The organism is Microbacterium sp. CnD16-F (genome assembly GCF_024124465.1).
Taxonomy (GTDB): domain Bacteria; phylum Actinomycetota; class Actinomycetes; order Actinomycetales; family Microbacteriaceae; genus Microbacterium; species Microbacterium gawkjiense.
Map to the genome: position 1 here is coordinate 1 of NZ_JAMXSA010000047.1, position 21549 is coordinate 21549.

The 21549-nt window shown below is 70.7% G+C and carries 24 protein-coding genes and 2 pseudogenes; 11 read left to right on the top strand and 15 right to left on the bottom strand.

Annotated features, from left to right (window positions below):
* From NH287_RS11755 to NH287_RS11765, 3 genes and pseudogenes are all read right to left on the bottom strand, one after another.
* Window positions 1-195 (bottom strand): annotated as a pseudogene (locus NH287_RS11755) (DNA polymerase Y family protein); the annotation flags it as partial.
* Window positions 195-881 (bottom strand): hypothetical protein, encoded by a 687-nt coding sequence (locus NH287_RS11760; RefSeq protein WP_064002422.1) that lies wholly within the window; start codon window positions 879-881, stop codon window positions 195-197. The pseudogene NH287_RS11755 and the gene NH287_RS11760, both read right to left, overlap by 1 nt.
* 123 nt (window positions 882-1004) lie before the next feature.
* Window positions 1005-1700: an AraC family transcriptional regulator gene (locus NH287_RS11765; RefSeq protein ID WP_253035777.1), complete on the bottom strand. Its 696-nt coding sequence runs from the start codon at window positions 1698-1700 to the stop codon at window positions 1005-1007.
* Window positions 1701-1856: 156 nt separating this feature from the next.
* On the opposite strand from NH287_RS11765, the gene cynS reads away from it, so the two are divergent.
* Complete coding sequence (cynS, locus tag NH287_RS11770) at window positions 1857-2327, top strand: cyanase (RefSeq protein ID WP_253035778.1); 471 nt, start codon at window positions 1857-1859, stop codon at window positions 2325-2327.
* Between the two features lie 9 nt (window positions 2328-2336).
* Here the strand turns inward: cynS and NH287_RS11775 are convergent.
* The 4 genes and pseudogenes from NH287_RS11775 to NH287_RS11790 all read right to left on the bottom strand — a co-directional run.
* Window positions 2337-3050, bottom strand: a pseudogene (locus NH287_RS11775) (HAD-IC family P-type ATPase); the annotation flags it as partial.
* Window positions 3051-3101: 51 nt separating this feature from the next.
* The gene (locus tag NH287_RS11780; RefSeq protein WP_064001540.1) at window positions 3102-3599 is read right to left on the bottom strand and encodes an HNH endonuclease; all 498 of its coding nucleotides are present in this window, start codon (window positions 3597-3599) and stop codon (window positions 3102-3104) included.
* Between the two features lie 305 nt (window positions 3600-3904).
* Complete coding sequence (locus NH287_RS11785) at window positions 3905-4777, bottom strand: M23 family metallopeptidase (protein WP_253035779.1); 873 nt, start codon at window positions 4775-4777, stop codon at window positions 3905-3907.
* A gap of 220 nt (window positions 4778-4997) precedes the next feature.
* Window positions 4998-5702: a metal-dependent transcriptional regulator gene (locus tag NH287_RS11790; protein WP_253035780.1), complete on the bottom strand. Its 705-nt coding sequence runs from the start codon at window positions 5700-5702 to the stop codon at window positions 4998-5000.
* A gap of 108 nt (window positions 5703-5810) precedes the next feature.
* Between NH287_RS11790 and serC the strand changes: the two genes are divergently transcribed.
* A complete protein-coding gene (gene serC, locus NH287_RS11795) occupies window positions 5811-6929 on the top strand; it encodes a phosphoserine transaminase (RefSeq protein WP_253035781.1) in 1119 nt (372 codons plus the stop codon).
* A 72-nt stretch (window positions 6930-7001) separates the two neighbouring features.
* Here serC and NH287_RS11800 read toward each other — a convergent pair whose 3' ends face one another.
* Together NH287_RS11800 and NH287_RS11805 are read right to left on the bottom strand one after the other, a co-directional pair.
* Window positions 7002-7772, bottom strand: coding sequence for a DUF3027 domain-containing protein (locus NH287_RS11800; RefSeq protein WP_308210409.1), 771 nt, complete (start codon window positions 7770-7772; stop codon window positions 7002-7004).
* The gene (locus NH287_RS11805; RefSeq protein ID WP_064001536.1) at window positions 7756-8139 is read right to left on the bottom strand and encodes a cold-shock protein; all 384 of its coding nucleotides are present in this window, start codon (window positions 8137-8139) and stop codon (window positions 7756-7758) included. Before NH287_RS11805 ends, NH287_RS11800 begins: the two co-directional genes overlap by 17 nt.
* Before the next feature lie 106 nt (window positions 8140-8245).
* Here NH287_RS11805 and NH287_RS11810 point away from each other — a divergent pair, with 106 nt between their 5' ends.
* The 3 genes from NH287_RS11810 (at window position 8246) to NH287_RS11820 (ending at window position 11938) form a co-directional block, all read left to right on the top strand.
* Window positions 8246-8524 carry a multidrug ABC transporter ATPase gene (locus NH287_RS11810; RefSeq protein ID WP_253035782.1) on the top strand — a complete coding sequence of 93 codons (279 nt, stop codon included), beginning with the start codon at window positions 8246-8248 and terminating at the stop codon, window positions 8522-8524.
* A gap of 1 nt (window position 8525) precedes the next feature.
* Complete coding sequence (locus NH287_RS15385) at window positions 8526-10232, top strand: helicase-associated domain-containing protein (RefSeq protein WP_253035783.1); 1707 nt, start codon at window positions 8526-8528, stop codon at window positions 10230-10232.
* 62 nt (window positions 10233-10294) lie between these two features.
* Window positions 10295-11938: a DNA repair helicase XPB gene (locus tag NH287_RS11820; protein WP_217531214.1), complete on the top strand. Its 1644-nt coding sequence runs from the start codon at window positions 10295-10297 to the stop codon at window positions 11936-11938.
* A 19-nt stretch (window positions 11939-11957) separates the two neighbouring features.
* Here NH287_RS11820 and NH287_RS15290 read toward each other — a convergent pair whose 3' ends face one another.
* Window positions 11958-13331, bottom strand: a complete 1374-nt coding sequence (locus NH287_RS15290) for a type II CAAX prenyl endopeptidase Rce1 family protein (protein WP_308210410.1) — start codon at window positions 13329-13331, stop codon at window positions 11958-11960.
* A 99-nt stretch (window positions 13332-13430) separates the two neighbouring features.
* On the opposite strand from NH287_RS15290, the gene NH287_RS11835 reads away from it, so the two are divergent.
* The 3 genes from NH287_RS11835 to NH287_RS11845 all read left to right on the top strand — a co-directional run bounded on the left by NH287_RS11835 (window position 13431) and on the right by NH287_RS11845 (window position 16258).
* Window positions 13431-14123 carry a response regulator transcription factor gene (locus tag NH287_RS11835; RefSeq protein WP_036311868.1) on the top strand — a complete coding sequence of 231 codons (693 nt, stop codon included), beginning with the start codon at window positions 13431-13433 and terminating at the stop codon, window positions 14121-14123.
* A 115-nt stretch (window positions 14124-14238) separates the two neighbouring features.
* Window positions 14239-15858: a cell wall metabolism sensor histidine kinase WalK gene (locus tag NH287_RS11840; protein ID WP_253035784.1), complete on the top strand. Its 1620-nt coding sequence runs from the start codon at window positions 14239-14241 to the stop codon at window positions 15856-15858.
* A gap of 112 nt (window positions 15859-15970) precedes the next feature.
* Window positions 15971-16258 carry a WXG100 family type VII secretion target gene (locus NH287_RS11845; protein ID WP_253035785.1) on the top strand — a complete coding sequence of 96 codons (288 nt, stop codon included), beginning with the start codon at window positions 15971-15973 and terminating at the stop codon, window positions 16256-16258.
* Between the two features lie 70 nt (window positions 16259-16328).
* Here the strand turns inward: NH287_RS11845 and NH287_RS11850 are convergent, their stop codons facing one another.
* Window positions 16329-16523, bottom strand: a complete 195-nt coding sequence (locus NH287_RS11850; RefSeq protein ID WP_064001529.1) for a hypothetical protein — start codon at window positions 16521-16523, stop codon at window positions 16329-16331.
* Between the two features lie 217 nt (window positions 16524-16740).
* On the bottom strand, window positions 16741-18360 hold the full coding sequence (groL, locus tag NH287_RS11855) for a chaperonin GroEL (protein WP_253035786.1): 1620 nt from the start codon (window positions 18358-18360) through the stop codon (window positions 16741-16743).
* A 236-nt stretch (window positions 18361-18596) separates the two neighbouring features.
* Here groL and NH287_RS11860 point away from each other — a divergent pair, with 236 nt between their 5' ends.
* Complete coding sequence (locus NH287_RS11860; protein ID WP_253035787.1) at window positions 18597-18767, top strand: hypothetical protein; 171 nt, start codon at window positions 18597-18599, stop codon at window positions 18765-18767.
* Window positions 18768-18777: 10 nt separating this feature from the next.
* On the opposite strand, the gene NH287_RS11865 is transcribed toward NH287_RS11860, so the two are convergent.
* From NH287_RS11865 to NH287_RS11875, 3 genes are all read right to left on the bottom strand, one after another.
* The gene (locus NH287_RS11865; RefSeq protein WP_064001526.1) at window positions 18778-18981 is read right to left on the bottom strand and encodes a cold-shock protein; all 204 of its coding nucleotides are present in this window, start codon (window positions 18979-18981) and stop codon (window positions 18778-18780) included.
* A 143-nt stretch (window positions 18982-19124) separates the two neighbouring features.
* The gene (locus NH287_RS15390; protein ID WP_253035788.1) at window positions 19125-19757 is read right to left on the bottom strand and encodes a LytR C-terminal domain-containing protein; all 633 of its coding nucleotides are present in this window, start codon (window positions 19755-19757) and stop codon (window positions 19125-19127) included.
* A gap of 9 nt (window positions 19758-19766) precedes the next feature.
* A complete protein-coding gene (locus NH287_RS11875; RefSeq protein WP_064001524.1) occupies window positions 19767-20027 on the bottom strand; it encodes a DUF3263 domain-containing protein in 261 nt (86 codons plus the stop codon).
* An 87-nt stretch (window positions 20028-20114) separates the two neighbouring features.
* Here NH287_RS11875 and msrB point away from each other — a divergent pair, with 87 nt between their 5' ends.
* Both msrB and NH287_RS11885 read left to right on the top strand, forming a co-directional pair.
* On the top strand, window positions 20115-20519 hold the full coding sequence (msrB, locus tag NH287_RS11880) for a peptide-methionine (R)-S-oxide reductase MsrB (protein WP_064001523.1): 405 nt from the start codon (window positions 20115-20117) through the stop codon (window positions 20517-20519).
* A 121-nt stretch (window positions 20520-20640) separates the two neighbouring features.
* On the top strand, window positions 20641-21549 hold a 909-nt coding region (locus NH287_RS11885; RefSeq protein WP_253035789.1), incomplete at its 3' end, for a serine/threonine-protein kinase.

A 21549-nucleotide genomic window follows, 5' to 3' on the forward strand; every position in this document is an offset into this window, starting at 1 on the left:
CCGCATCCCCCGTCGCACCCCGTCGCCGCGCGCGGCGGGCGACGTCGCCGCGACCGTCCCCTTGGCGAAGATGGCGATCGGCTGCGCGGCGTCGGCGAGGCCCTCGCGGGCGAGCGCGACGACCGGCCAGTCCGGCACCCACACGACGAGGCTGCGGACCGGCTCGGTGCCGGTGTCGACGAGCGCGGAATCCATCAGCTCACCGCCCGCATCGGCAGGTCGACCACGGGGGCGACGGGCTGCGCGCGCACCGCGATCGCCCCGTCGGGGGCGGGCAGCAGCATCCGCGACGACCGTGGCACCGGAAAGCGCCGACTCGTCACCGTGACGGTCAGTTCGCGCCCCTCGAGCACGCCGTATCCGTCGCCGAGGCCCGACCACCGGGCATCCGTCACGTCGATCATCGCCTCGGTCTGCGGCCACGGACCCTGCACGAGCAGCACGACGCCCCGCTCGCGCATGCGGGCCGCGAGCCGCGAGATCTCGGCGTCCTTCGCCCGGGACGGTGGTCGCACCGCGACGACCGGGAGCACGTCGGCGATCGTCGCGGTCACCGCGAGCCAGCGCGGCCCGGGCTCCGGGATCAGCACGAGGTGCGAGAGGTCGACCCCCGCCTTCTCGGCTGCTTCGGCACCGAACCCCGGCATTCCGACCACCCCGCACCAGCTGCCCGTCTGCGACGGCTGCGCGAGCAGACCGAACAGCAGCGACATCGATCCGCCGATCGCATACGACGAACCGGGACGCAGTCCCCCGCCCGGCAGCAGCTCGGCCAGGGCAGGATGGGTGGGAAGGGGCGGCGCATCGAGCTTGCGCCCCTGGATCTCTGCCATCTGCGCACGCAGCCGCTGCACCTCTTGGGCAGTGGCGGTGTTTCGCACGATGGATCTCACCTCGACATGGTAGAAGCTTTGTTCGAGTGACTCAAGCGGTCGAGTTCGAAGATACGCACGGCCTCCGACATCGCTCGCGCCCAGCTCATCGCCTCGAGCGGATGCCGCGGCTCAGCGCGCGGCGCGCGCGAATGCACCCGGCGCCACGCCGAAGCGGCGACGGAACGCGCGCGCGAAGGTGTCGGCATCCCGGAAACCCGCGCCGTACGCGGCGGCGGCGACCGGCATCCCCTCGCGCAGCAGCTCCCGCGCCGACGCGAGGCGGTGCTCGCGGATGAGCGTCGCCGGACTCTCCCCTACGCGCCCGAGAACGGCCTGCACGGTGCGCACCGAGACGTGCGCGTCGCGGGCCAGCACGTCGACGCCGAACTCCGGGTCCCGGTGACGCGCCGCGATCCGCGCACGCAGAGCGGATGCCGACGGCACACCCCGCCCGACGGGCACGCCCGGCTGCGGGGCGAACGAGAGCAGGCGATGCTCCGGCAGAGGCAGGTCCGCCACCCGCCACGCGACGTCGACCGGCCGCCCCGCACGGGTCACGAAGACCTCGACCCCGTGCGGATCACCGCCCGAGGACGACGCATGGACGATGGGGCACTCGTGGGCGGGATAGGCAGAGCCGTCGGGCCGACGGGCGTGCAGCATCTCGTGGCTCGACCCACCGACGAGCGTGCGCGCATCGTCGTAGCCGAGCAGGCGCCCGGCGGCGGCGTTGACGTGCGCCACCGCCCCGCCGGGACCGATCACCCACAGCGGCTGCGCGACGGCATCCACCACCGCGTGCATCCACCGGTCCAAGGCCGCCATGCGCCCACGCTAGGCAGCGCGCTTTGCCTCGGCGGGTCGCGCGCGTGGCGACCGTGTTACACGTGCGCGAAATGCCGGCATCCGTGCGCGATCTTCCTGCTTCCCGCGCCGTTCGAGCTGGTCGAGTGGGGGACGACCCCGACGAGAGGAACCCTCATGACGCTCACCCCCCTCCTCAGCAAGCAGGCCGCCGGCGCCGTCATCGACGAGCTCCGCCGCAAGGCCGGGCTCTCGTGGGACGCCGTGAGCGAGCTCATCGGCCGGCCACCGGTCTGGACAGCGGCCGCCGTCCTCGGCATGCACGCCCTCGCCGAGACGGAAGCCGAACGCCTCGGCGCCGCGCTCGGTCTCGACGCGGCTCACGTCGACGCGCTGACGCGCCAACCCAACCGTGCTGCGGAGGCCGACCTGTCGAGCGACCCCACGATCTACCGCCTCCACGAACTTGTGCAGGTCTACGGACCGGCCCTGAAGGCCCTCATCCACGACCGCTTCGGCGACGGCATCATGAGCGCCATCAACTGCAGCATCTCGCTCGACCGGGTCCCCCACCCCGACGGCGACCGCGTCGTCATCACGATCGACGGCAAGTTCCTGCCGTACGCGTGGGTCGCCTCCGGGGAGTGAGCCCCGCCCTCACACCTCGCGGACGCTGACCTCCGGCCGCAGGTCCATCCGTCGCAGCAGTTGCGCGTTGAGCGCGACGACGACCGTGGACAGCGACATGAGGATCGCGCCGACCGACATCGGCAGCACGAACCCGACCGGCGCCAGTACGCCCGCCGCGAGCGGCACCGACAGCAGGTTGTACCCGGCCGCCCACCACAGGTTCTGCTGCATCTTGCGGTACGACCGGCGCGACAGCGCGATCACCGAGACGACACTGCGCGGATCGGATCCCGCCAGCACGACACCCGCCGAGGCGATCGCGACGTCGGTGCCCGCTCCGATCGCGATCCCGACATCCGCGCGGGCCAGCGCCGGTGCGTCGTTGACCCCGTCCCCGACCATCGCGACCGTGCGCCCCTCCGTCTGCAGGGCGGCGACCGCATCGGACTTGTCCTCGGGGCGCACCTGCGCGAACACCCGGTCGATCCCGAGCTCGTCCCCGACCGACCGCGCGACCGCCTCGGCGTCGCCCGTGATCATGACCACCTGCACGCCCATCCGATGCAGCGTGTCGAGGGCCTCCCGCGACTCGGGCCGCACCTCGTCCGCGAGCTTCAGTCCGCCCACGACCGCGCCGTCCCGGACGACGTGCAGGATGATCGCCCCGTCCGCGCGCCACGCCTCGGCGGCATCCACCTCGCTCGCCCCGATCTCCTCGAGCAGGCGCGGGCCGCCGACCCGGGGTATATACGGCCCAACGCGACCCGTCCACGAGTATTCCGACCGAACCGCCTACGCGGCGAGCGCCAGGTACGGCTCCCACGCCGGGTCGGTGCGCTCCGTCCCCCGCACGCGCCAGCCGGCGCCGCGCGGGGCCGATGGCGTCCACCGCAGCTCCCAGTGCATCTCCTGGGGAGTCCGGTCGCCCTTCACGTTGTTGCACCGCAGGCACGCGGCGACGAGGTTCTCCCACGAGTCCGCTCCCCCGCGCGACCGCGGCAGCACGTGGTCGATCGTCGTCGCGCTCTTGCCGCAGTAGGCGCACCGGTTGCCGTCGCGTCGCAGCACCCCGCGGCGCGTGACGGGCACGCGACGCCCGGCGGGGATCCGCACGTAGCGGGTCAGCACGATGACCGCGGGACGGTCGTACACGTCTCGGGTCCCCCAGACGGGATCCTCCTCGACGCGCTCGATGATGGTGGCCTTCTCCGTCATGACGAGCACGAGCGCTCGTTTGAAGGAGACGACGGCCAGGGGTTCGTAACCTGCGTTCAGCACCAGGGTGCGCATGGGGTGTCCTCTCGAACTGCCGTGACGGCTTCAGCGGCCTTCCGTTGCGTCGACGCGGCACGGGTCGAGAGGGGTGCGGGCACGAAAAAAGGCGCTGTCATGATGACAGCGCCTTCATCGCACGACCGACGTCGTGGCAATCGTGCACACGATGCCGCAGCACATGCCGACCTAGCGCATTCCGGTTGCGAATGCGGGGTTGGATGTCCATGCGGCTCCCCTCGGCTCGAACGAGCGTCGGGGTCAGGGTAATACACCCAAGGAGGCCCGAGGGCGAACAGCAGACGAACGGATGCCGTGTGTCGTCAGCCCGCGTTGGCCTGCAGCCAGGACTCGGCGTTCGTGTATCCGCCGTTCACGCGGATCTCGAGGTGCAGGTGGGTGCCGTTGGCGCGGCCGGTGTCGCCGACCTGACCGATCAGCTGCCCGGCCGAGACCTTCTCACCGACCGAGACGCGACGCGTGCCCCAGTCCATGTGCGCGTAGAGCGAGGTGACGCTCGTGCCGCCGATGTTGTGGGCGATCTTCACGTACACACCCCACCCCGGTCCGGACTCGGACGAGGCGACCACGGTGCCGTCGGCGACCGAGTAGATCGGCTCGCCGCGACCGTCCATGTAGTCGGTTCCCTTGTGACCGGCGTACGGACGGCCGAAGTTGTCGAAGTTAGCGAGCGGGCGACGTACGGTGCCCGATCCCGGAGCGACGAGCGGCACCGAGGACGAAAAGCTCGACGACCGCGAGCTGGAGCTCGACGCGCTGGATGCCGCGGCGAGGCGCGCGGCGAGAGCAGCCTTGGCCGCCTCTTCCGCTGCCTTCTTCGCCTTGGCGGCCGCGATCTCCTCGGGAGTCGTGGCGGAGTAGCCGCCGCGCTCGAGCGTCTCGGGGCTGCCCTCCGAGGCGACGACGAGCGACTGCGCGTCGTCGGCGGAGATCTGCTGCAGCGTGCGCGCCTCGGCGACGTCACCGCGGTCGGCCGCCGCGAAGGCGGGGATGGCCACGGTGGCGACCATGCCTGCGACGGCGGCGACGGTCACGAAGCTGCGGACGGGGTGCGGACGGGTGGCGGTCGAACGGGTCGCGGGCGCTTTCGCGGCGACGCGGCGGCTCAGACGACCTTTGCGGGGGGCCGTCGACGCCTCAGAAATCTCGTTCGACGGGTGGAACTCTTCAGCCAAGCTGTCCTCCGGCGCCTCCGCATCCCTGCTGGCAGGATGCTGGCTCGTCGGCACTCAGTGTCGGGCACAGATGTACGGGGCACTTCGCGAATGACGAGCCGGAGAGGCAACTCGCGGAGCGGTCCGTGGCGGGCTTCTCGCCGATGGACTCTCCGAGGCTACCCGAAGGTAACGAATATGTCACGCTCCCGCCCCCGAACCGAGGGCCGGTGACGACGGCTCAGATCTCGCGGACGTCCACGAGGAAGATGTGGGAGGCGACCTCGACGGGCAGCTCGAGGGCCTCGTCGACACCGTCCATCTCGACGAGGACGTACCCCTCGTTGAAGCGGAAGGTGCCCGTGCGTCCGGGGACGACTCCCGCGTCGCGCAGCTGCGCGAGCAGTTCGGGATCGACCTGGATCGGCTCCGCCAAACGCCGCACGCTGCCGGTGATCGGGCCACCGGCATCCATCAGTCGGCGGACCAGACCCACGACACCGCTGTCGAATGCGTTCGCCGGGACGTCGCCCAGCTGGTCGAGTCCCGGGATCGGGTTGCCGTACGGGGACTCGGTCGGGTGATCGAGCAGCTCGATGAGGCGACGCTCGACGAGCTCACTCATGACGTGCTCCCAGCGGCACGCCTCTTCGTGGACGTAGGCCCAGTCGAGACCGATGACGTCCGAGAGCAGCCGCTCGGCGAGGCGGTGCTTGCGCATGACGTCGACGGCCTTCTGGCGCCCCGGGTCGGTGAGCTCGAGCTTGCGATCCTCCGACACGACGACGAGACCGTCGCGTTCCATGCGCCCGATCGTCTGCGACACCGTGGGACCCGAGTGCCCGAGGCGCTCCGAGATGCGTGCGCGGAGCGGCGTGATGCCCTCCTCCTCGAGTTCGAGGATGGTGCGCAGATACATCTCGGTGGTGTCGATGAGGTCGGTCATCAGTGGCCTTTTCGCGCGGGAGACAGTGCGTTCCCAGCCTATCCGGCATCCGCTCACGGGGCGTCACGCGGCCGGGGCGCCGGGGGCTCTCGCCCTAGACTTCTCGGCATGGCGACTGTGACCCTGCCCCCCGAGTTCCTGCCCGTCGACGGACGCTTCGGCTGCGGCCCGTCCAAGGTCCGAGCCGAGCAGCTCGAGGCGCTCGTCACGCAGGGAGCGTCGCTGTTCGGGACGTCGCACCGCCAGGCCCCCGTGAAGGACCTCGTCGGTCGCACCCGCTCCGGTCTCGCCGAGCTCCTCCGCCTGCCCGACGGCTACGAGATCATCCTCGGCAACGGCGGCTCGACGGCGTTCTGGGATGCCGCCGCCTTCGGCCTCATCGAGAAGCGCGCCCAGAACCTCGTCTTCGGCGAGTTCGGCGGCAAGTTCGCCGCGGCCGCAGCCGCCCCGTGGCTCGAGGCCCCCGACGTCCGCAAGGCGGAGCCCGGCACGAGCGTCGCCCCGGAGGCGGCCGAGGGTGTCGACGTCTACGCCTGGCCGCACAACGAGACGTCGACCGGCGTCGCGACCGCGATCACCCGCGTGCACGGCGACGCCGGCGCCCTGACGGTCGTCGACGCGACGAGCGCCGCCGGCGGCATCGACTTCGACGTCACCGAGACCGACGTCTACTACTTCGCGCCGCAGAAGAACCTCGGCTCCGACGGCGGCCTCTGGTACGCCGCGGTGTCGCCTGCCGCCATCGAGCGGATCGAGCGGGTCGCGGCATCCGGTCGGTACATCCCGGAGTTCCTGAGCCTCAAGAACGCGCTCGACAACTCGCGCCTGCAGCAGACGCTCAACACCCCCGCCATCGCGACGCTGCAGCTGCTCGACACGCAGCTGCAGTGGATCAACGGCAACGGCGGGCTCGCCTGGGCGGGTGCCCGCACCGCGGAGTCGTCGGGTGCGCTGTACGAGTGGGCGGATGCCGCCTCGTTCGCGACCCCGTTCGTCCAGAGCCCCGCCGACCGCTCCCCCGTCGTCGTCACGATCGACTTCGACGACTCGGTGGATGCCGCCGCGATCGCGAAGAGCCTGCGCGCCAACGGCATCGTCGACACCGAGCCGTACCGCAAGCTCGGCCGCAACCAGTTGCGCGTCGCGACCTTCGTCTCGATCGAGCCGTCCGATGTGCGGACGCTCATCCAGGCGATCGACTACACGGTCGAGCACCTCGCCGACTGACCCGGCTGTACGACGGCGGCCCCGAGGAGCGATTCCCCGGGGCCGCCGTCGTGTGACAGTGGATGCCGCGCGTCAGTACTCGCGCAGCGACTCCCCCGACTCGTCGTCCTCGTCGTCCTCGTCGTCCTCGTCGTCGTCGTCGTCGTCCGACTCATCGTCGTCGTCGGCCGTCTGCTCGGCATCGGCGGCGGTGTCGTCGAGCTCGTCGATGTCGACGCCGTCGACGTCCCCGGCGTGCAGGATCGGCGACCCGTCGCTGTCGAAGTCGGCCGCATCGAGGTCTTCGGCGTCCTCCGCGTCGTCCTCGTCCTCATCGGAGGCGTCGTCGTCCTCGTCGTCCTCGGACTCGTCGTCCCCGCCCGCCGCGGCCTGGGCCGCCTGGTACTCGGCCAGACGTTCGGCCCACGGCAGCCACTCGGGAGCGAGCAGCGCGCCGTCACCGGGAAGCAGCTCGACCTCGAGCACGGTCGGCTCGGCGCCCTCGACGACCGCCACGCTGACGGTCCAGAACCACCCGGGATAGCCGTCCATCCGGTTGGCGAACCGCAGCGAGACGACCCCGCCGTCCTCGACGACGTAGCCGGCGGGCTCGCCGATCGTCGACTCCGGAGTCACCTCGCGCAGCGCTGCGCGCGCGAGGTCGTGCGCGTGGAACAGCCGCTCGTCGACGACGATCGGCTCGTCCGGAACGGACTCCGGCTCTTCGACCGCGGCAGGCTCCGCCGCTTCAGGCTGCTCCGCCTCGGCAGGCTGCTCCGCCTCGGCGGCCTGCTCGGCCTCGGCGGCCTGCTCCGCCTCCGCGGGCAGCTCCGCCTCTGAAGGCTGCTCAGGCATCGAGGTCATCGGCAACCTTGCGCAGGATCGCCGCGACCTTCTTGCCGTGCGACGTGCTCGGGTAGCGGCCGTGACGCAGGTCGCCGCCGATCCCGTCCAGGAGCTTCACGAGGTCCTCGACGATCACGGCCATGTCGTCGGCCTTCGGACGGTTGCGCTTGCTGAGGCTGACGGGTGCGTCGAGCACACGGACCGCGAGCGCCTGCAGGCCGCGGCGGCCGTCGGCGACGCCGAACTCCAGGCGCGTGCCGGGCTTCATCGTGGTGGTCCCGGCGGGGAGCGCCGTCGCGTGCAGGAAGACGTCCTGACCGTCGTCGTCGGTGATGAAGCCGAATCCCTTCGCCTCGTCGTAGAACCTGACCTTGCCGGTGGGCATGTGTCGAAACCTCGCTGCTCGAGCCCGCGTGCGGGCATGGAAAAGTGGGACCGTCTCAGCCCCACGACCAGACTACGGCACCCCGGCGAGCCGCTACTCTGATCGGATGAGCACTCCGCCCTCGGCCGGCGATCTTCCCGTCCGTCGCATCGACCGCATCCTGGCGTTCATGTCCCTCGGGCTGCTGGTGCTCTCGGTCGTCTGCTTCTTCTCGATCATCATCGCGTCCGGTCCGGGCGGCCTCGAGCAGGCCGACTTCGCGACCGGGTTCTGGCCCGTCGTGACGCTGATCGTCTACGTCGCGCCGCCGATCGCCTTCGCGCTGCTGCTGACCCTGCTGATCATGACCTTCGTGCGACGGAGACGGGCCAACAAGGGTCGTTGACGTGACCGCATCCGACGCTCGTGCTCTCGCGACCCGCCTCGCGACACTCGATCCGGACGCCCTCGCCGCCCTCTTCGACGCCCGCCACGTCTCCCCCCGCACCTCCTGGACCGACTTCTTCGACGCCGCTGACGCCCTGCTCGATCCCGCGCAGCTGACCCGTGCACTGGCGGAGGTGTCCGACGTCGACGCCGCCGCCCTGCGCGCGGCCGTGCGAAACGGTGTGGCCGTCTCCCCCGCCGTCCGGGACGGCCTGGTGGCCCGCGCCCTCGTCGATGACGCCGGACGCCCCTATGAGGCGGTCGCGACGGCGCTCGGCTCGGCGACCCCCGTCACCGCCCCGACGGTCTTCGACGGCGGAGCGGAATCGGATGCCGCGAGTGCCGAGCGCGCCTTCGACGCCGTCGCCTCGCTCGCCGACATCCTGCACGCCGCCTCGCGCAGCCCGCTCGGACGCATCGGTTCGGGGGCGCTCAGCGCCGGCGACCGCCGCCGCCTCGTCGAGATCGGAGCCGCGCACACGTCGGAGGACGCCGACACCCTCGTCGCGATCGCGGCGCACGCGGGACTGCTGTCGGGCTCGGAGCGGACTTGGACGGTCTCCGACGCGGGGACGCGGTGGCTCGGAACGCGCACCCTCGAGCGCTGGCTCGACGTCGCCCACCGCCTGCGCGACCGACTCCCCCGCGCGCTCCGCACGCCCGACGGCGGATGGCGCCCCGCCGCCGAGTGGCCCGGTGCCCATCCGTTCGACCCGGCGTGGCCCGATCGCGTCGGCCACCTCGCCGCCATGCTCACGCAGTGGGCCATGACCGCCCCCGACGGCACGCCGCCCACGTGGGCGGCGGGACTCGCTGCCGGAGCGGATGCCGACGCCGGCACCCTGCGCTCCCTCCTCCCCCACGAGGTCGACAAGGTCTACCTCCAGAACGACCTGACGGCGATCGCCCCCGGTCCGCTCGAGCCCCGACTCGACCAGCGCCTGCGGACGACGGCGCGGCGCGAATCGCGTGCGCAGGCCGCGACGTACCGGTTCACGGCCGAGACGATCGGCGCCGCCTTCGCCGCCGGCGAGACCGCGGCATCCCTCACCGCCTTCCTCACCGACCTGTCGCTCACGGGCGTGCCGCAGCCGCTGGCCTACGAGATCGAGCGCGCCGCCGCGCGTCACGGCCGGCTGCGCGTCGGACCGGACCAGCAGGGGTACACGCGGGTCTCGGGCGATCCCGACCTCCTGGAGGCGATAGGCGTCGACCAGGCGCTGCGTCCGCTCGGACTCGTGCTCGATGGCGACGACCTCGTCACGCGCACGAGCCCCGAGACGACCTACTGGATGCTCGCGGACGCCCGCTATCCCGTGCTCGCCGTGGACGCCGACGGCTCGCCGCGCGCGCTCGGTCGGCACGAGGCGGTCGAGGACGCCGGACCCGAACCCCCGGCATCCGAGCGGTACCGCACCCTCATCGAGACGCTCCGGGCGAGTCTGTCGGACGACGCGGATGCCGCCTGGCTGGAACGCGAGCTCGACCAGGCCGTCCGCACCCGCGCGACGATCGAGATCACGGTGCGCATGCCGGACGGCTCCTCGCGCGACGTGACGCTCGAGGCGGCGGGTCTCGGCGGCGGACGCCTGCGCGGCCGCGACCGCGCCGCCGACGTCGAACGCACCCTCCCGCTGTCGAGCATCGTGAGCGTGCGCCCGGCCTGACCGGTCCCGCACCGTGGCCGGTCGGGCCGGGGCGACCGGCGGGGCCGGTAGAATCGTCCGTTATGGCTGACGGCCCCCTCATCGTCCAGAGCGACCGCACCGTGCTGCTCGAAGTGGCGCATCCCGACGCGGAGAACGCGCGGCACGAACTCGCGATCTTCGCCGAGCTCGAACGCGCCCCCGAGCACATCCACACCTACCGCGTGACGCGGCTGGGCCTGTGGAACGCCCGCGCCGCAGGCCACGACGCCGAGGACATGCTGGCGACCCTCGAGCGGTGGGCGAAGTTCCCCGTGCCGCCGTCGGTCTCCATCGACATCCGCGAGACGGTCGGCCGCTACGGGCGCCTGGTCATCGAGCGCGACGACGAGGGCACCCTCATCCTGCGCTCGACCGACAAGGCCGTGCTCGCCGAGATCGCGCGGAACCGCCGCATCCAGCCGCTCCTCATCGCGCACCCGACGCCCGACACCTATGTCATCGACGCGTGGGCGCGCGGCCAGATCAAGCAGGAGCTGCTGAAGATCGGCTGGCCGGCCGAGGACCACGCCGGGTTCACCCCCGGCACCCCGCACGAGATCGAGCTGCACGAGGACGGCTGGACGCTGCGCCCGTACCAGCGCAAGGCCGTCGACATCTTCAGCGAGGGCGGATCGGGTGTCGTCGTACTCCCCTGCGGGGCGGGCAAGACGCTCGTGGGCGCCGCGGCGATGGCCGACACGAAGACGACGACCCTCATCCTCGTGACGAACACCGTCAGCGCCCGGCAGTGGCGCGACGAGCTGCTCAAGCGCACCTCACTCACACCCGAGGAGATCGGCGAGTACTCCGGCCAGTCCAAGGAGGTCAAGCCCGTCACGATCGCGACGTACCAGATCCTGACGGCGAAGCGGAAGGGCGAGTACGCCCACCTCGCGCTCCTCGACGCGCTCGACTGGGGTCTCATCGTGTACGACGAGGTGCACCTGCTGCCCGCCCCCGTGTTCAAGCTGACCGCCGACCTGCAGGCACGGCGGCGACTCGGCCTCACCGCGACACTGGTGCGCGAGGACGGCCGCGAGGGCGACGTATTCAGCCTCATCGGGCCCAAGCGGTTCGACGCCCCGTGGAAGGAGATCGAGGCGCAGGGCTTCATCTCGCCCGCGGTCTGCTACGAGGTGCGCATCGACCTGCCGGCATCCGATCGCCTCGAGTACGCGGCCTCCGCCGACGACGAGCGGTACCGCCTCGCGGCGACCGCGCACGCCAAGATCGACGTCGTCCGCGACCTCGTCGCCAAGCACCAGGGCGAGCAGATCCTCGTCATCGGGCAGTACCTCGACCAGATCGACGTGCTGTCCGAGGAACTCGGCGCACCCAAGATCACCGGCTCGACGCCCGTCGACGAGCGCGAAGAGCTGTTCGACGCGTTCCGGCACGCCCGCATCCCGGTGCTCGTCGTCTCGAAGGTCGCGAACTTCTCGATCGACCTGCCGGACGCCTCCGTCGCGATCCAGGTGTCGGGTTCGTTCGGGTCGCGTCAGGAGGAGGCGCAGCGCCTCGGGCGCCTCCTGCGTCCGAAGTCGAACGGGCACAAGGCGAGCTTCTACACGCTCATCGCCCGCGACACCGTCGACCAGGACTTCGCGCAGAACCGCCAGCGGTTCCTCGCCGAGCAGGGCTACAGCTACACGATCCTCGACGCCGACGACCTCCGCGCCGCCTGAGCGACGCGGAGGTTCGGCGTCAGTCCGACGATGAGGACGATCCGGATGCCCCGCCGTCGCCCGACGGGCCGCTGGTGTCCGACGACGAGCCCCGGTCCGAGGCGGTCGGCGTCGGGTCCGGGCTCGGCGCGGAGGCGGGGGCGGGCGCATACTCGCCCCATCGCGGCGCCTGGTGCGGCTCGAGCGGCGGGCCGGAGTACGGCTCGGCCGGCGGCGTCGGCTGCGGCTCGGGAACGAGGGGCGGCTGCCCGTCGGCGGGAGGCTGCCCGTACACAGGCGGCTGACCATACACAGGCGGCTGACCATACACCGGCGGCTGGCCATACACCGGCGGCTGGCCGTACACCGGCTGCTGCCCATACATCGGCGGCTGGCCGTACACAGGCTGCTGTCCGTAGATCGGCTGACCGTAGACCGGCGGAGCGTAGACAGGCTCGGGTGCGGGTGTCAGACGCAGCGTGCGACGACCGTCGCCGCGGCGCCACAGCCACTCCACGACCCCGACGTAGATGCCGATCATCACGAGTGACGACACCAGGCCGAGCACGGTCGTGTCGGTCGCGTTCGCGTCGCTGAGGCCGAAGACCGAGAACCCGAACGCGACGATGTTGTTGATCACGTGCAGCGCGATGGCCGCCTCGAGTCCCCCGGTCCGCCAGGTCAGCCAGCCCGCCGCGACGGCGAACGCGGCCACGCTCGTCTGCCCCAGCACGTCATACACGTGCCCGAAGACGAACAGCGGCACGGGCAGGAGAATCGCCCAGGCAGGATGCCGCAGCCAGCGCCCGACCGTCTGCATGAGGTAGCCGCGGAAGACGTATTCCTCGGCGGTCGCCTGGAACGGGACGAGCAGCAGCACGACCAGGAGCGACGCGACGAACGACGGGTTGTCCTGCGGCGCGACCAGGTCACCGCTCGAGCCCTCCTCGACGGGGATCAGGAAGGTCAGCGCCGACACCACGATGTAGACCACGACGGCGGCACCGGTGCACACCAGCATCCATCGCCACCGCAGTCGACCCGCGACCGACGAGATGTGGCCGATCCGCTTGCCCGCGACGATCCACGAGGCGAAAAGGTACGACGGCCAGAGGATGGCGAGCGAGAGGAGGATGACCGCGAGCCCCACCGGATCGGTGACGTCCATGACCGTGAGCCGTCGCAGCATCACCTCGGCACCGGCGCCGGGGTCCGCAGCGAACACGAGGATCCCGAAGACCAGCCCGATCAGGAGCGAGCCGACGAGGAAGAAGACGACACCGAGGATGCCGGTGACGATCGGCACCCACCAGCCGCGGCGCTGGCGCGCGAAGACGAGCCGGTGGAATGCGAGACCGGAACCGGTCGCGTCGGCGGGAAGGGGCTGGGGAGGTCGGGGCTGCGGAACAGTCACCGTTCCATCCTGTCCCACGCCGGGCGGGGATCGTACCCTGAGGCGACCCGACGCCGGAATGTCCAGCAAACCGATGGATTCCGGTGCCAGTATGGGCTCATGACCGCTGCGCGAATCCTCGTCGTCGACGACGAGCCGAACATCCGGGACCTGCTGGTCACGAGTCTTCGGTTCGCCGGATACCAGGTCCGCGCCGTCGCGAACGGCGCCCAGACCATCTCGGCCGTCCTCGAGGAAGAACCCGACCTCATCATCCTCGACGTCATGCTGCCCGACATGAACGGGTTCAGCGTCACCAAGCGCCTCCGCGGCGCGGGCTACACCGCCCCCATCCTCTTCCTCACCGCGAAGGATGCGACCGAGGACAAGATCGAGGGCCTCAACTCCGGCGGCGACGACTACGTCACCAAGCCCTTCAGCCTCGACGAGATCGTCGCCCGTATCCAGGCGATCCTGCGCCGCACGATGCAGGCCGACGAGGACTCGATCATCAAGGCCGGCGAGATCACGATGGACCAGGACACGCACGACGTCCAGGTCGGCGACGTCTCGATCGACCTGTCCCCCACCGAATTCAAGCTGCTGCGCTACCTGATGCTCAACCCGAACCGGGTGCTGAGCAAGGCGCAGATCCTCGACCATGTGTGGGAGTACGACTTCAACGGCGACGCCGGCATCGTCGAGAGCTACATCTCCTACCTGCGCCGCAAGATCGACCCGCACTCCTCCGAGCCGCTCATCCAGACCAAGCGCGGTTTCGGATACATGCTGAAGGCCGACCGCACCGCCTGAACGGAGGCGCCCCCTGGGCCCGACCGAGAAGCAGGACCGCGTCACCCGGTGGTGGCGCGGCCTCAGTCTGCGCGCGAAGGTCACCGGCGTCACCGTCAGCGTCCTCGCCTTCGGGATGATCGGCGCCGGCGTCGGCACGATGATCTTCCTGCGCAACGCGCAGCTGAACGCGGTCGACCAGTCGCTCACCCAGACGGTCACGACCGACATCGCGAGCAACCTCATGAACGTCGACCTCGACGACGGCGAGGCGACCTTCACCCCGATCGCGGCGGCGCCGACCGACTTCTCCGTCGCCGTCTACAGCGGCAAGGGCGACGGGCGGCTCCTCGCCGTCGCGGGCGGTGACTCCTCGCTCTCCCCGCCGGAGTTCCCTTCGACGTTCTCCCTCGATCAGACCGTCCTCAACGGGACGGCGCCCTTCGACCTCGCCTCGGCCGACGGCACCGTCCGCTACCGCGCCAGCGTCGACACCCTGCCGATCCCCGGCTCCCGGGACTACTACACGCAGCTGGTGGCACTGCCCCTGAACGACGTCAACCGCACCGTCGCCAACTACATCGGCATCTACACGGCGCTCGCCCTCTTCACGATCCTCTGCAGCGCGGTCCTCACCCGCGGTCTCGTCACCCTCGCGTTCCGCGGTCTCGGGCAGGTCGAATCGACCGCCATGACGATTGCGAAGGGCGACTTCAGTCAGCGCATGAGCGACATCGCTCCCGGCACCGAGGTCGGGCGCCTGAAGACCGCGATCAACGTCATGCTCGACCGCATCGACGAGGCCCTCGGCGAGCGGGACTCCACGGTCGAGCGGATGCGGCGCTTCATCGGCGATGCGAGCCACGAACTGCGGACCCCGCTCGTGACCGTCCGCGGGTACGCCGAGCTCTACCGGATGGGGGCGATCCAGGACCCGGAGCAGACGGCGCAGGCCATGGAACGCATCGAGAAGGAGGCAATCCGGATGGGGGCCCTCGTCGAGGACCTCCTCGCCCTCGCGCGCCTCGACGAGCAGCGCGACATCGCCGTCGTCCCGGTCGACCTCCGGCCCATCGCCCGCGACGCCGCCCTCGACGCCCGCGCGGCGGCGCCCGATCGCGAGGTCACCTTCACCGGGCAGGCGCCGAGCTCGGCGATCCCCCTCGCCATGCTCACCGAGCCCGACCCGGCATCGCCCAAGCGCCGCGGCGGACCGATCGCCGGCGCCGGACGACTGCTGCGCCGACGGGGCCGAGCGGATGCCCCGCCCCCCGCACTGGAGACGTCGCCGATCGTCGTGCCCGTCGTCCCCGCCACCCCGGCGCCGATCGTGCTCGGCGACGAGAACCGCATCCGGCAGGTCGTGGCGAACCTCCTCGGCAACGCGCGCCGCTACACCCCCGAGGGCTCGCCGATCGAGCTCTCCGTCGGCGCGGACCTCGAGACCGCGCGCGGCTGGATCGCGGTCGCCGATCACGGTGAGGGCATCCCGGAGCAGATCCGCGCCAAGATCTTCCAGCGCTTCTGGCGCGCGGACTCCTCGCGCACCCGCGAGACCGGCGGGTCGGGGCTCGGACTGTCGATCGTCGCGTCGATCGTGGCGACCCTGCAGGGCACGATCGAGGTGACCGACACCCCCGGCGGCGGCGCGACGTTCACGGTGTGGCTGCCGCTCGCGGTCGACCGGGCGACGGCCGGCGCCGCACTCGATCTCGCAACCCAGCCGCTGCCGCGCGCCCCGCGAGAGGACGCCTGACGCCTCCTCCCCAGGCACGCGCCTTTCGCCGGCGTCCCCAGGGCCGCGGCCTGCTCGCGGATCGCTCCTGCCCGGCTCCTAGCGTGGCGGCATCCGATCGAAAGGAACCGCGATGTCCACCTTCACCGTCGACAGTGACGCCGTCCTCGCCGCCACCAGCACGATCCGTGCGACGGGCGACCGTGTCCAGTCCGAGACCACCGCGATGCTCGGGCACCTGACCCAGCTGCAGGGGTCGTGGACAGGGAGCGCGTCGGTCGCCTTCCAGTCCGTCGTCGAGCGCTGGCGCGCAGCGCAACGCGAACTGGATGCCGCGCTCGCCGACATCAGCACGGCGCTCGGCGCGGTCGGTCAGCAGTACGCGCAGACCGAGATGGCCGCGGCCAGCATGTTCCGCTGACCGTCGGCGGACGACGAAGGGCCCCTCCCGGAGGAGGGGCCCTTCGTGCTGACGAGACGTCTCCCGCCCGTCAGGACGCGTCTTCGTCTTCCTCCGCGTTGAAGTGGGACGCGGTGTCGCTGTGCCCGGCGGCGACGCCGTCCGGATCGGCGGGGATGGTGCCGTCCTTGCCGAGACCTCCGGGCTTCTCGGTCCCGTCGCTGTCCGAACCGTTCCGCGGGGGCGCGTCGTCGGCGTGGGCGGCGGAGTCATCGTGGTCTGTCATGGGAACCTCCTCGAATCGACGTGACGGCCCGTGCGACGCTGCGCGATGACGACCACCACTGCTGCGTGCTCGACGCCTGGACCCAGACTCGTCCGCTTCGACCGAGAAGGATGCTCCCTTGACTTCTGCATGAGACTCTGCGGAAGCCTGGGCCGTAGCCGGACGACGAAGGGCCCCTCCCGGAGGAGGGGCCCTTCGTGAGCCGTTCAGCGGTGGATCAGAAGTCCATGCCACCGGTCGGGTCGCCTGCCGGCGCCGCGACCTTCTCGGGCTTGTCGGCGACGACGGCCTCCGTGGTCAGGAACAGACCTGCGATCGACGCGGCGTTCTGCAGCGCGGAGCGCGTGACCTTGGCCGGGTCGATGATGCCCGCGGCGAACATGTCGACGTACTCGCCCGTGGCGGCGTTGAGGCCCTGGCCCGCGGGGAGCTCGGCGACCTTGTTCGACACGACACCGGGCTCGAGACCGGCGTTCAGCGCGATCTGCTTCAGGGGAGCCTGGATGGCCACCTTGACGATGTTCGCGCCGGTCGCCTCGTCGCCCTCGAGCTCGAGGCTCGCGAACGCCTTCTCGCCGGCCTGGATCAGCGCGACGCCACCACCGGGGACGATGCCCTCCTCGACGGCCGCCTTCGCGTTGCGGACGGCGTCCTCGATGCGGTGCTTGCGCTCCTTGAGCTCGACCTCGGTGGCCGCACCCGCCTTGATGACGGCGACGCCGCCGGCGAGCTTGGCGAGGCGCTCCTGCAGCTTCTCGCGGTCGTAGTCGCTGTCGGTGTTCTCGATCTCGCGACGGATCTGGGTCACGCGACCCTCGATCTGCGACGCGTCACCGGCACCCTCGACGATCGTGGTCTCGTCCTTGGTGATGATGACCTTGCGCGCACGGCCGAGCAGGTCGAGGGTGGCGTTCTCGAGCTTGAGACCGACCTCCTCGGTGATGACCTGGCCACCCGTGAGGATCGCGATGTCCTGCAGCTGGGCCTTGCGACGGTCGCCGAAGCCGGGGGCCTTGACGGCAGCCGACTTGAAGATGCCGCGGATCTTGTTGAGCACGAGGGTGGCGAGAGCCTCACCCTCGACGTCCTCGGCGATGATCAGGAGCTCCTTGCCGTCCTGGATCACCTTGTCGACGACGGGCAGAAGGTCCTTGATGTTCGAGATCTTCTGGTTCGCGATCAGGATGTAGGGGTCCTCGAAGACCGCTTCCTGACGCTCGGCGTCGGTGACGAAGTAGGGGTTGATGTAGCCCTTGTCGAAGCGCATACCCTCGGTGAGCTCGAGCTCGGTGCCGAAGGTGTTGGACTCCTCGACGGTGACGACACCCTCCTTGCCCACCTTGTCGATGGCCTCGGCGATGAGCTCGCCGATCTCGGGGTCGGCAGCCGAGATGGATGCCGTCGCCGCGATCTGGTCCTTGGTCTCGATCTCCTTGGCGCCGGCGAGCAGCTCGTCGGAGAGCGCCTTGACGGCCTTCTCGATGCCCTTCTTGAGGGAGATCGGGTCGGCACCTGCCGCGACGTTGCGCAGACCCTCGCGCACGAGCGCCTGAGCGAGGACCGTGGCGGTCGTCGTCCCGTCACCGGCGACGTCGTCGGTCTTCTTCGCGACCTCCTTGACGAGCTCCGCGCCGATCTTCTCGTACGGGTCGTCGAGCTCGATCTCCTTGGCGATCGACACGCCGTCGTTCGTGATCGTGGGAGCGCCCCACTTCTTCTCGAGCACGACGTTGCGGCCACGGGGGCCGAGGGTCACCTTGACGGCGTCGGCCAGGGTGTTGAGGCCGCGCTCGAGGCCGCGGCGGGCCTCCTCGTCGAAAGCGATGATCTTTGCCATAAGTGTGTCGTCCCTCCCGGACGTGAGGTTCAGTACCGTGCCCCCAGGGACTGGGAGCGGGATAGTTCTGGCACTCAGGATGAGTGAGTGCTAAATCATTCTGGCACTCGACCCTAGGGAGTGCAAGCCGCGCGACACCGGCTCGCGCTACCGTGGCACACGCCGCGGCGAGCACCGCGGCAACGGCCCCCTCACCGCACGGAAGAATGGATGATCACGGTCGCAGAGGTCCCCGGATGAGCCGCCCCGCCATCCGTGCACGGTTGCGCGAAGCGACTCTCGCCGCGTTCGATGACGCCGTCGCCACGCTCGACGGCAATGCGTCCGAGTCCAACGAGAACCGCTCCGCCGCGGAACTCAACCCGCCCGAGCTGAGCGGGCCGTTCCTCGCCCGCTACGCGGGCTGACCGACCGGCGTCAGGCGACGACGCGGACGGATTCGGCCTGCGGGCCCTTCTGCCCGGTCCCGACGGTGAACTCGACGGCCTGACCCTCTTCGAGCACGCGGAACCCCGACATCTCGATGTTCGAGTAGTGGACGAAGACATCCTGTCCGTCGCCGAGCGTGATGAAGCCGAAGCCCTTCTCGGCGTTGAACCACTTGACGGTTCCCTGGGTCATGCGCATCTCCTGAAGCTGTGGGACACCCGAAATGCTAGCCACGGCTCCCTGCCGGATCCGGCGGTTCCCGGCTTTGTTGACACTCCCGAACCCAAGTGTTTACGGCGGCGAAACACGCGACGGCCGAGCCGCCACGGACGGGCTCACTCCGAGCCGAAATCGATCCCGACGATCACCACGAGCTGGGATCGCGGGTCACCGCCGGCGCTCGCCGTCTCGGGCGGCGCGACGACCTGATACGTGTCGTCGAGGGAGACCTCGGCGCCGCCGATCGCATCCGCCAGACCGCGGGCGGCAGCCTCGTCGGCGGTCGTGCCGTAATAGACGGTCGTGGTCGGGAAGTCGTCGGAGCTGGCGTTGCTCTCCTGGACGTCCGCCTCCGCCCACCCGGCGGCGATCACGTCCTGGCGGACGGCGTCACCCAGCGCGGCGTCGGGGGTCGCGTTCAGCACGAGCACCTCGTACGACGTGTCCACCTGCGGTGCGACCACCTGCGACGACGAACCGGGCGCCGAACGGGCGTTGAAGCCCAGTCGACCGGTCGCGAACAGGGTGCTGAGCACTCCCGCCGTGACGATGGCGACGGTGGCCACGACGGACCACAGCACGATGACGCCGACGCGCAGCCGCGGCGTCTCGGCGCGGTGCGCCCCGATCCGAGCCGGACGGGCCGGGAGGTCGTCGAAGCGATCCTTCACTGCGGAGCGCGCCGCGGTCTCGGACGGGTCCGCGGCGGTGGGCTGCTCTGGCTCGGGCGGAGAGGTCGGAGACGGCACCCGAGAATGCTACCGGGCGGATGCCGGGAGCACCCTGGAGCGGGTGCGCCGCTCCCGCTCCTGCGCAGTCTGCAGCCGCCGCAGACGGTGCACGAGGACCGGATCGTAGGCGACGGCATCCGCTGATTCGAGGATCCGCCCCAGCAGCTGGTAGTAGCGCGCAGGGGTCAGCGAGAGCTCGGCGCGCAGCGCCTCCTCCTTCGCCCCGGAGTGCCCGTGCCAGCGCGCCTCGAAATCGAGGACGGCGCGGTCGCGATCGGAGAGGGGCACTCCCCCACGGTACGACCGAGATCCGCCGACACCCCGGAACATCGGGGCGGTTCGTCCGGTTGAATATGTCGAGGGAAGGAAGAACACATGAGCTATCGCGTGGAGAAGACCGACGAGCAGTGGCGGGAGGAGCTGACTCCCGAGCAGTACGCCGTCCTGCGGCAGGCCGGGACGGAGCGCGCGTGGACGGGCGAACTCCTCGATGAGGACCGCGCCGGCCTGTACACCTGTGCCGCGTGCGGCGCAGAGCTGTTCCAGAGCGGCACCAAGTTCGACTCGCACTGCGGCTGGCCGAGCTTCTACGAGTCGGTCCGCCCGGAGGCCGTCGAGCTCATCGAGGACCGCAGCCACGGCATGGTGCGCACCGAGGTGCGCTGCGCGAACTGCGGCTCGCATCTGGGGCACGTGTTCCCCGACGGTTTCGGCACCCCCACGGGCGACCGTTACTGCATGAACTCGCTGTCGCTGTCGTTCACCCCGAAGAACGACTGACCTCCGGGGCATCGCCCCGCTTGCAGGCCGCGCCGACACCGTCAACCCCGGTGTCGGCGCGGCTTCATGCGTTTAGCGTTGCCTCGAGCGCGGTGAGGGACGCCGCGGTCGGAGGATGCACATGCCCGACACCACCGACCACGCAGACGACCTGCTGGGCGGCCGTTACCGTCTCGGTGAGACGCTCGGCCGCGGCGGCATGGCCGACGTGTACCGCGGCGAGGACGTCGTCCTCGGCCGAGAGGTCGCGATCAAGGTTGTGCGCTCGGGGGCCGACGGAGTCGCCGCCGACAGCCGTGCGCGCGGCGAGGTCAGCGTGCTGGCGGCGCTCAACCACCCGTCGCTGGTGACGCTCTACGACGCGCAACTCGACGCGGATCCGCCGTACCTCGTGATGGAGCTCGTCGAGGGACCCACCCTCACGACGCGCATCGCCCGGTCTCCGTTGACCCCGTCTGCGGCGGCGACGATGGCCGCCGAGCTCGGCGAAGCCCTCCACGTCGCACACGGCGCCGGCGTGGTGCACCGCGACGTGAAGCCATCCAACGTCCTGCTCGCACCGTCTCCCCTCCCCGATCACGAGTTCCGCGCCAAGCTCGCCGATTTCGGCATCGCATATCTCGTCGACACCGCACGGGTGACGAACCCCGGCGAGGTGATCGGCACCGCCGCCTACCTTGCTCCCGAGCAGGTACAGGGCGTCGATCCGGCACCGCCCGCCGACGTCTACGCCCTCGGCCTGGTCCTGATCGAATCCCTGACAGGGAAACGGGCCTTCCCCGACGCGGCCGGCGTCGCCACCGCCCTCGCCCGACTCGAGGCCCCACCGGAGATCCCTGCGGAGCTCGACCCGGAATGGCGGGACCTGCTGCGCGACATGACGCGCATCGACCCGGCCGAGCGGCCCACGGCCCTCGACGTCGCGATGCGCGCACGCGCGCTCGCCGCGACCACGTCCGACGCCCGCACCGAATCGCTTCCCGCGGCCGGCGCGGTGGCCGCCGGCAGCGCCGGCGCAGCGATGGCGGCG

Bases quoted from the DNA above. Each gene is read 5' to 3' on its own strand.
- NH287_RS11765 (WP_253035777.1), bottom strand. From the start codon at position 1,700: ATGGCGGCCTTGGACCGGTGGATGCACGCGGTGGTGGATGCCGTCGCG.
- cynS (WP_253035778.1), top strand. From the start codon at position 1,857: ATGACGCTCACCCCCCTCCTCAGCAAGCAGGCCGCCGGCGCCGTCATC.
- NH287_RS11780 (WP_064001540.1), bottom strand. From the start codon at position 3,599: ATGCGCACCCTGGTGCTGAACGCAGGTTACGAACCCCTGGCCGTCGTC.
- NH287_RS11790 (WP_253035780.1), bottom strand. From the start codon at position 5,702: ATGACCGACCTCATCGACACCACCGAGATGTATCTGCGCACCATCCTC.
- serC (WP_253035781.1), top strand. From the start codon at position 5,811: ATGGCGACTGTGACCCTGCCCCCCGAGTTCCTGCCCGTCGACGGACGC.
- NH287_RS11800 (WP_308210409.1), bottom strand. From the start codon at position 7,772: ATGACCTCGATGCCTGAGCAGCCTTCAGAGGCGGAGCTGCCCGCGGAG.
- NH287_RS11805 (WP_064001536.1), bottom strand. From the start codon at position 8,139: ATGCCCACCGGCAAGGTCAGGTTCTACGACGAGGCGAAGGGATTCGGC.
- NH287_RS11810 (WP_253035782.1), top strand. From the start codon at position 8,246: ATGAGCACTCCGCCCTCGGCCGGCGATCTTCCCGTCCGTCGCATCGAC.
- NH287_RS11820 (WP_217531214.1), top strand. From the start codon at position 10,295: ATGGCTGACGGCCCCCTCATCGTCCAGAGCGACCGCACCGTGCTGCTC.
- NH287_RS11835 (WP_036311868.1), top strand. From the start codon at position 13,431: ATGACCGCTGCGCGAATCCTCGTCGTCGACGACGAGCCGAACATCCGG.
- NH287_RS11840 (WP_253035784.1), top strand. From the start codon at position 14,239: ATGATCGGCGCCGGCGTCGGCACGATGATCTTCCTGCGCAACGCGCAG.
- NH287_RS11845 (WP_253035785.1), top strand. From the start codon at position 15,971: ATGTCCACCTTCACCGTCGACAGTGACGCCGTCCTCGCCGCCACCAGC.
- NH287_RS11850 (WP_064001529.1), bottom strand. From the start codon at position 16,523: ATGACAGACCACGATGACTCCGCCGCCCACGCCGACGACGCGCCCCCG.
- groL (WP_253035786.1), bottom strand. From the start codon at position 18,360: ATGGCAAAGATCATCGCTTTCGACGAGGAGGCCCGCCGCGGCCTCGAG.
- NH287_RS11860 (WP_253035787.1), top strand. From the start codon at position 18,597: ATGAGCCGCCCCGCCATCCGTGCACGGTTGCGCGAAGCGACTCTCGCC.
- NH287_RS11865 (WP_064001526.1), bottom strand. From the start codon at position 18,981: ATGACCCAGGGAACCGTCAAGTGGTTCAACGCCGAGAAGGGCTTCGGC.
- msrB (WP_064001523.1), top strand. From the start codon at position 20,115: ATGAGCTATCGCGTGGAGAAGACCGACGAGCAGTGGCGGGAGGAGCTG.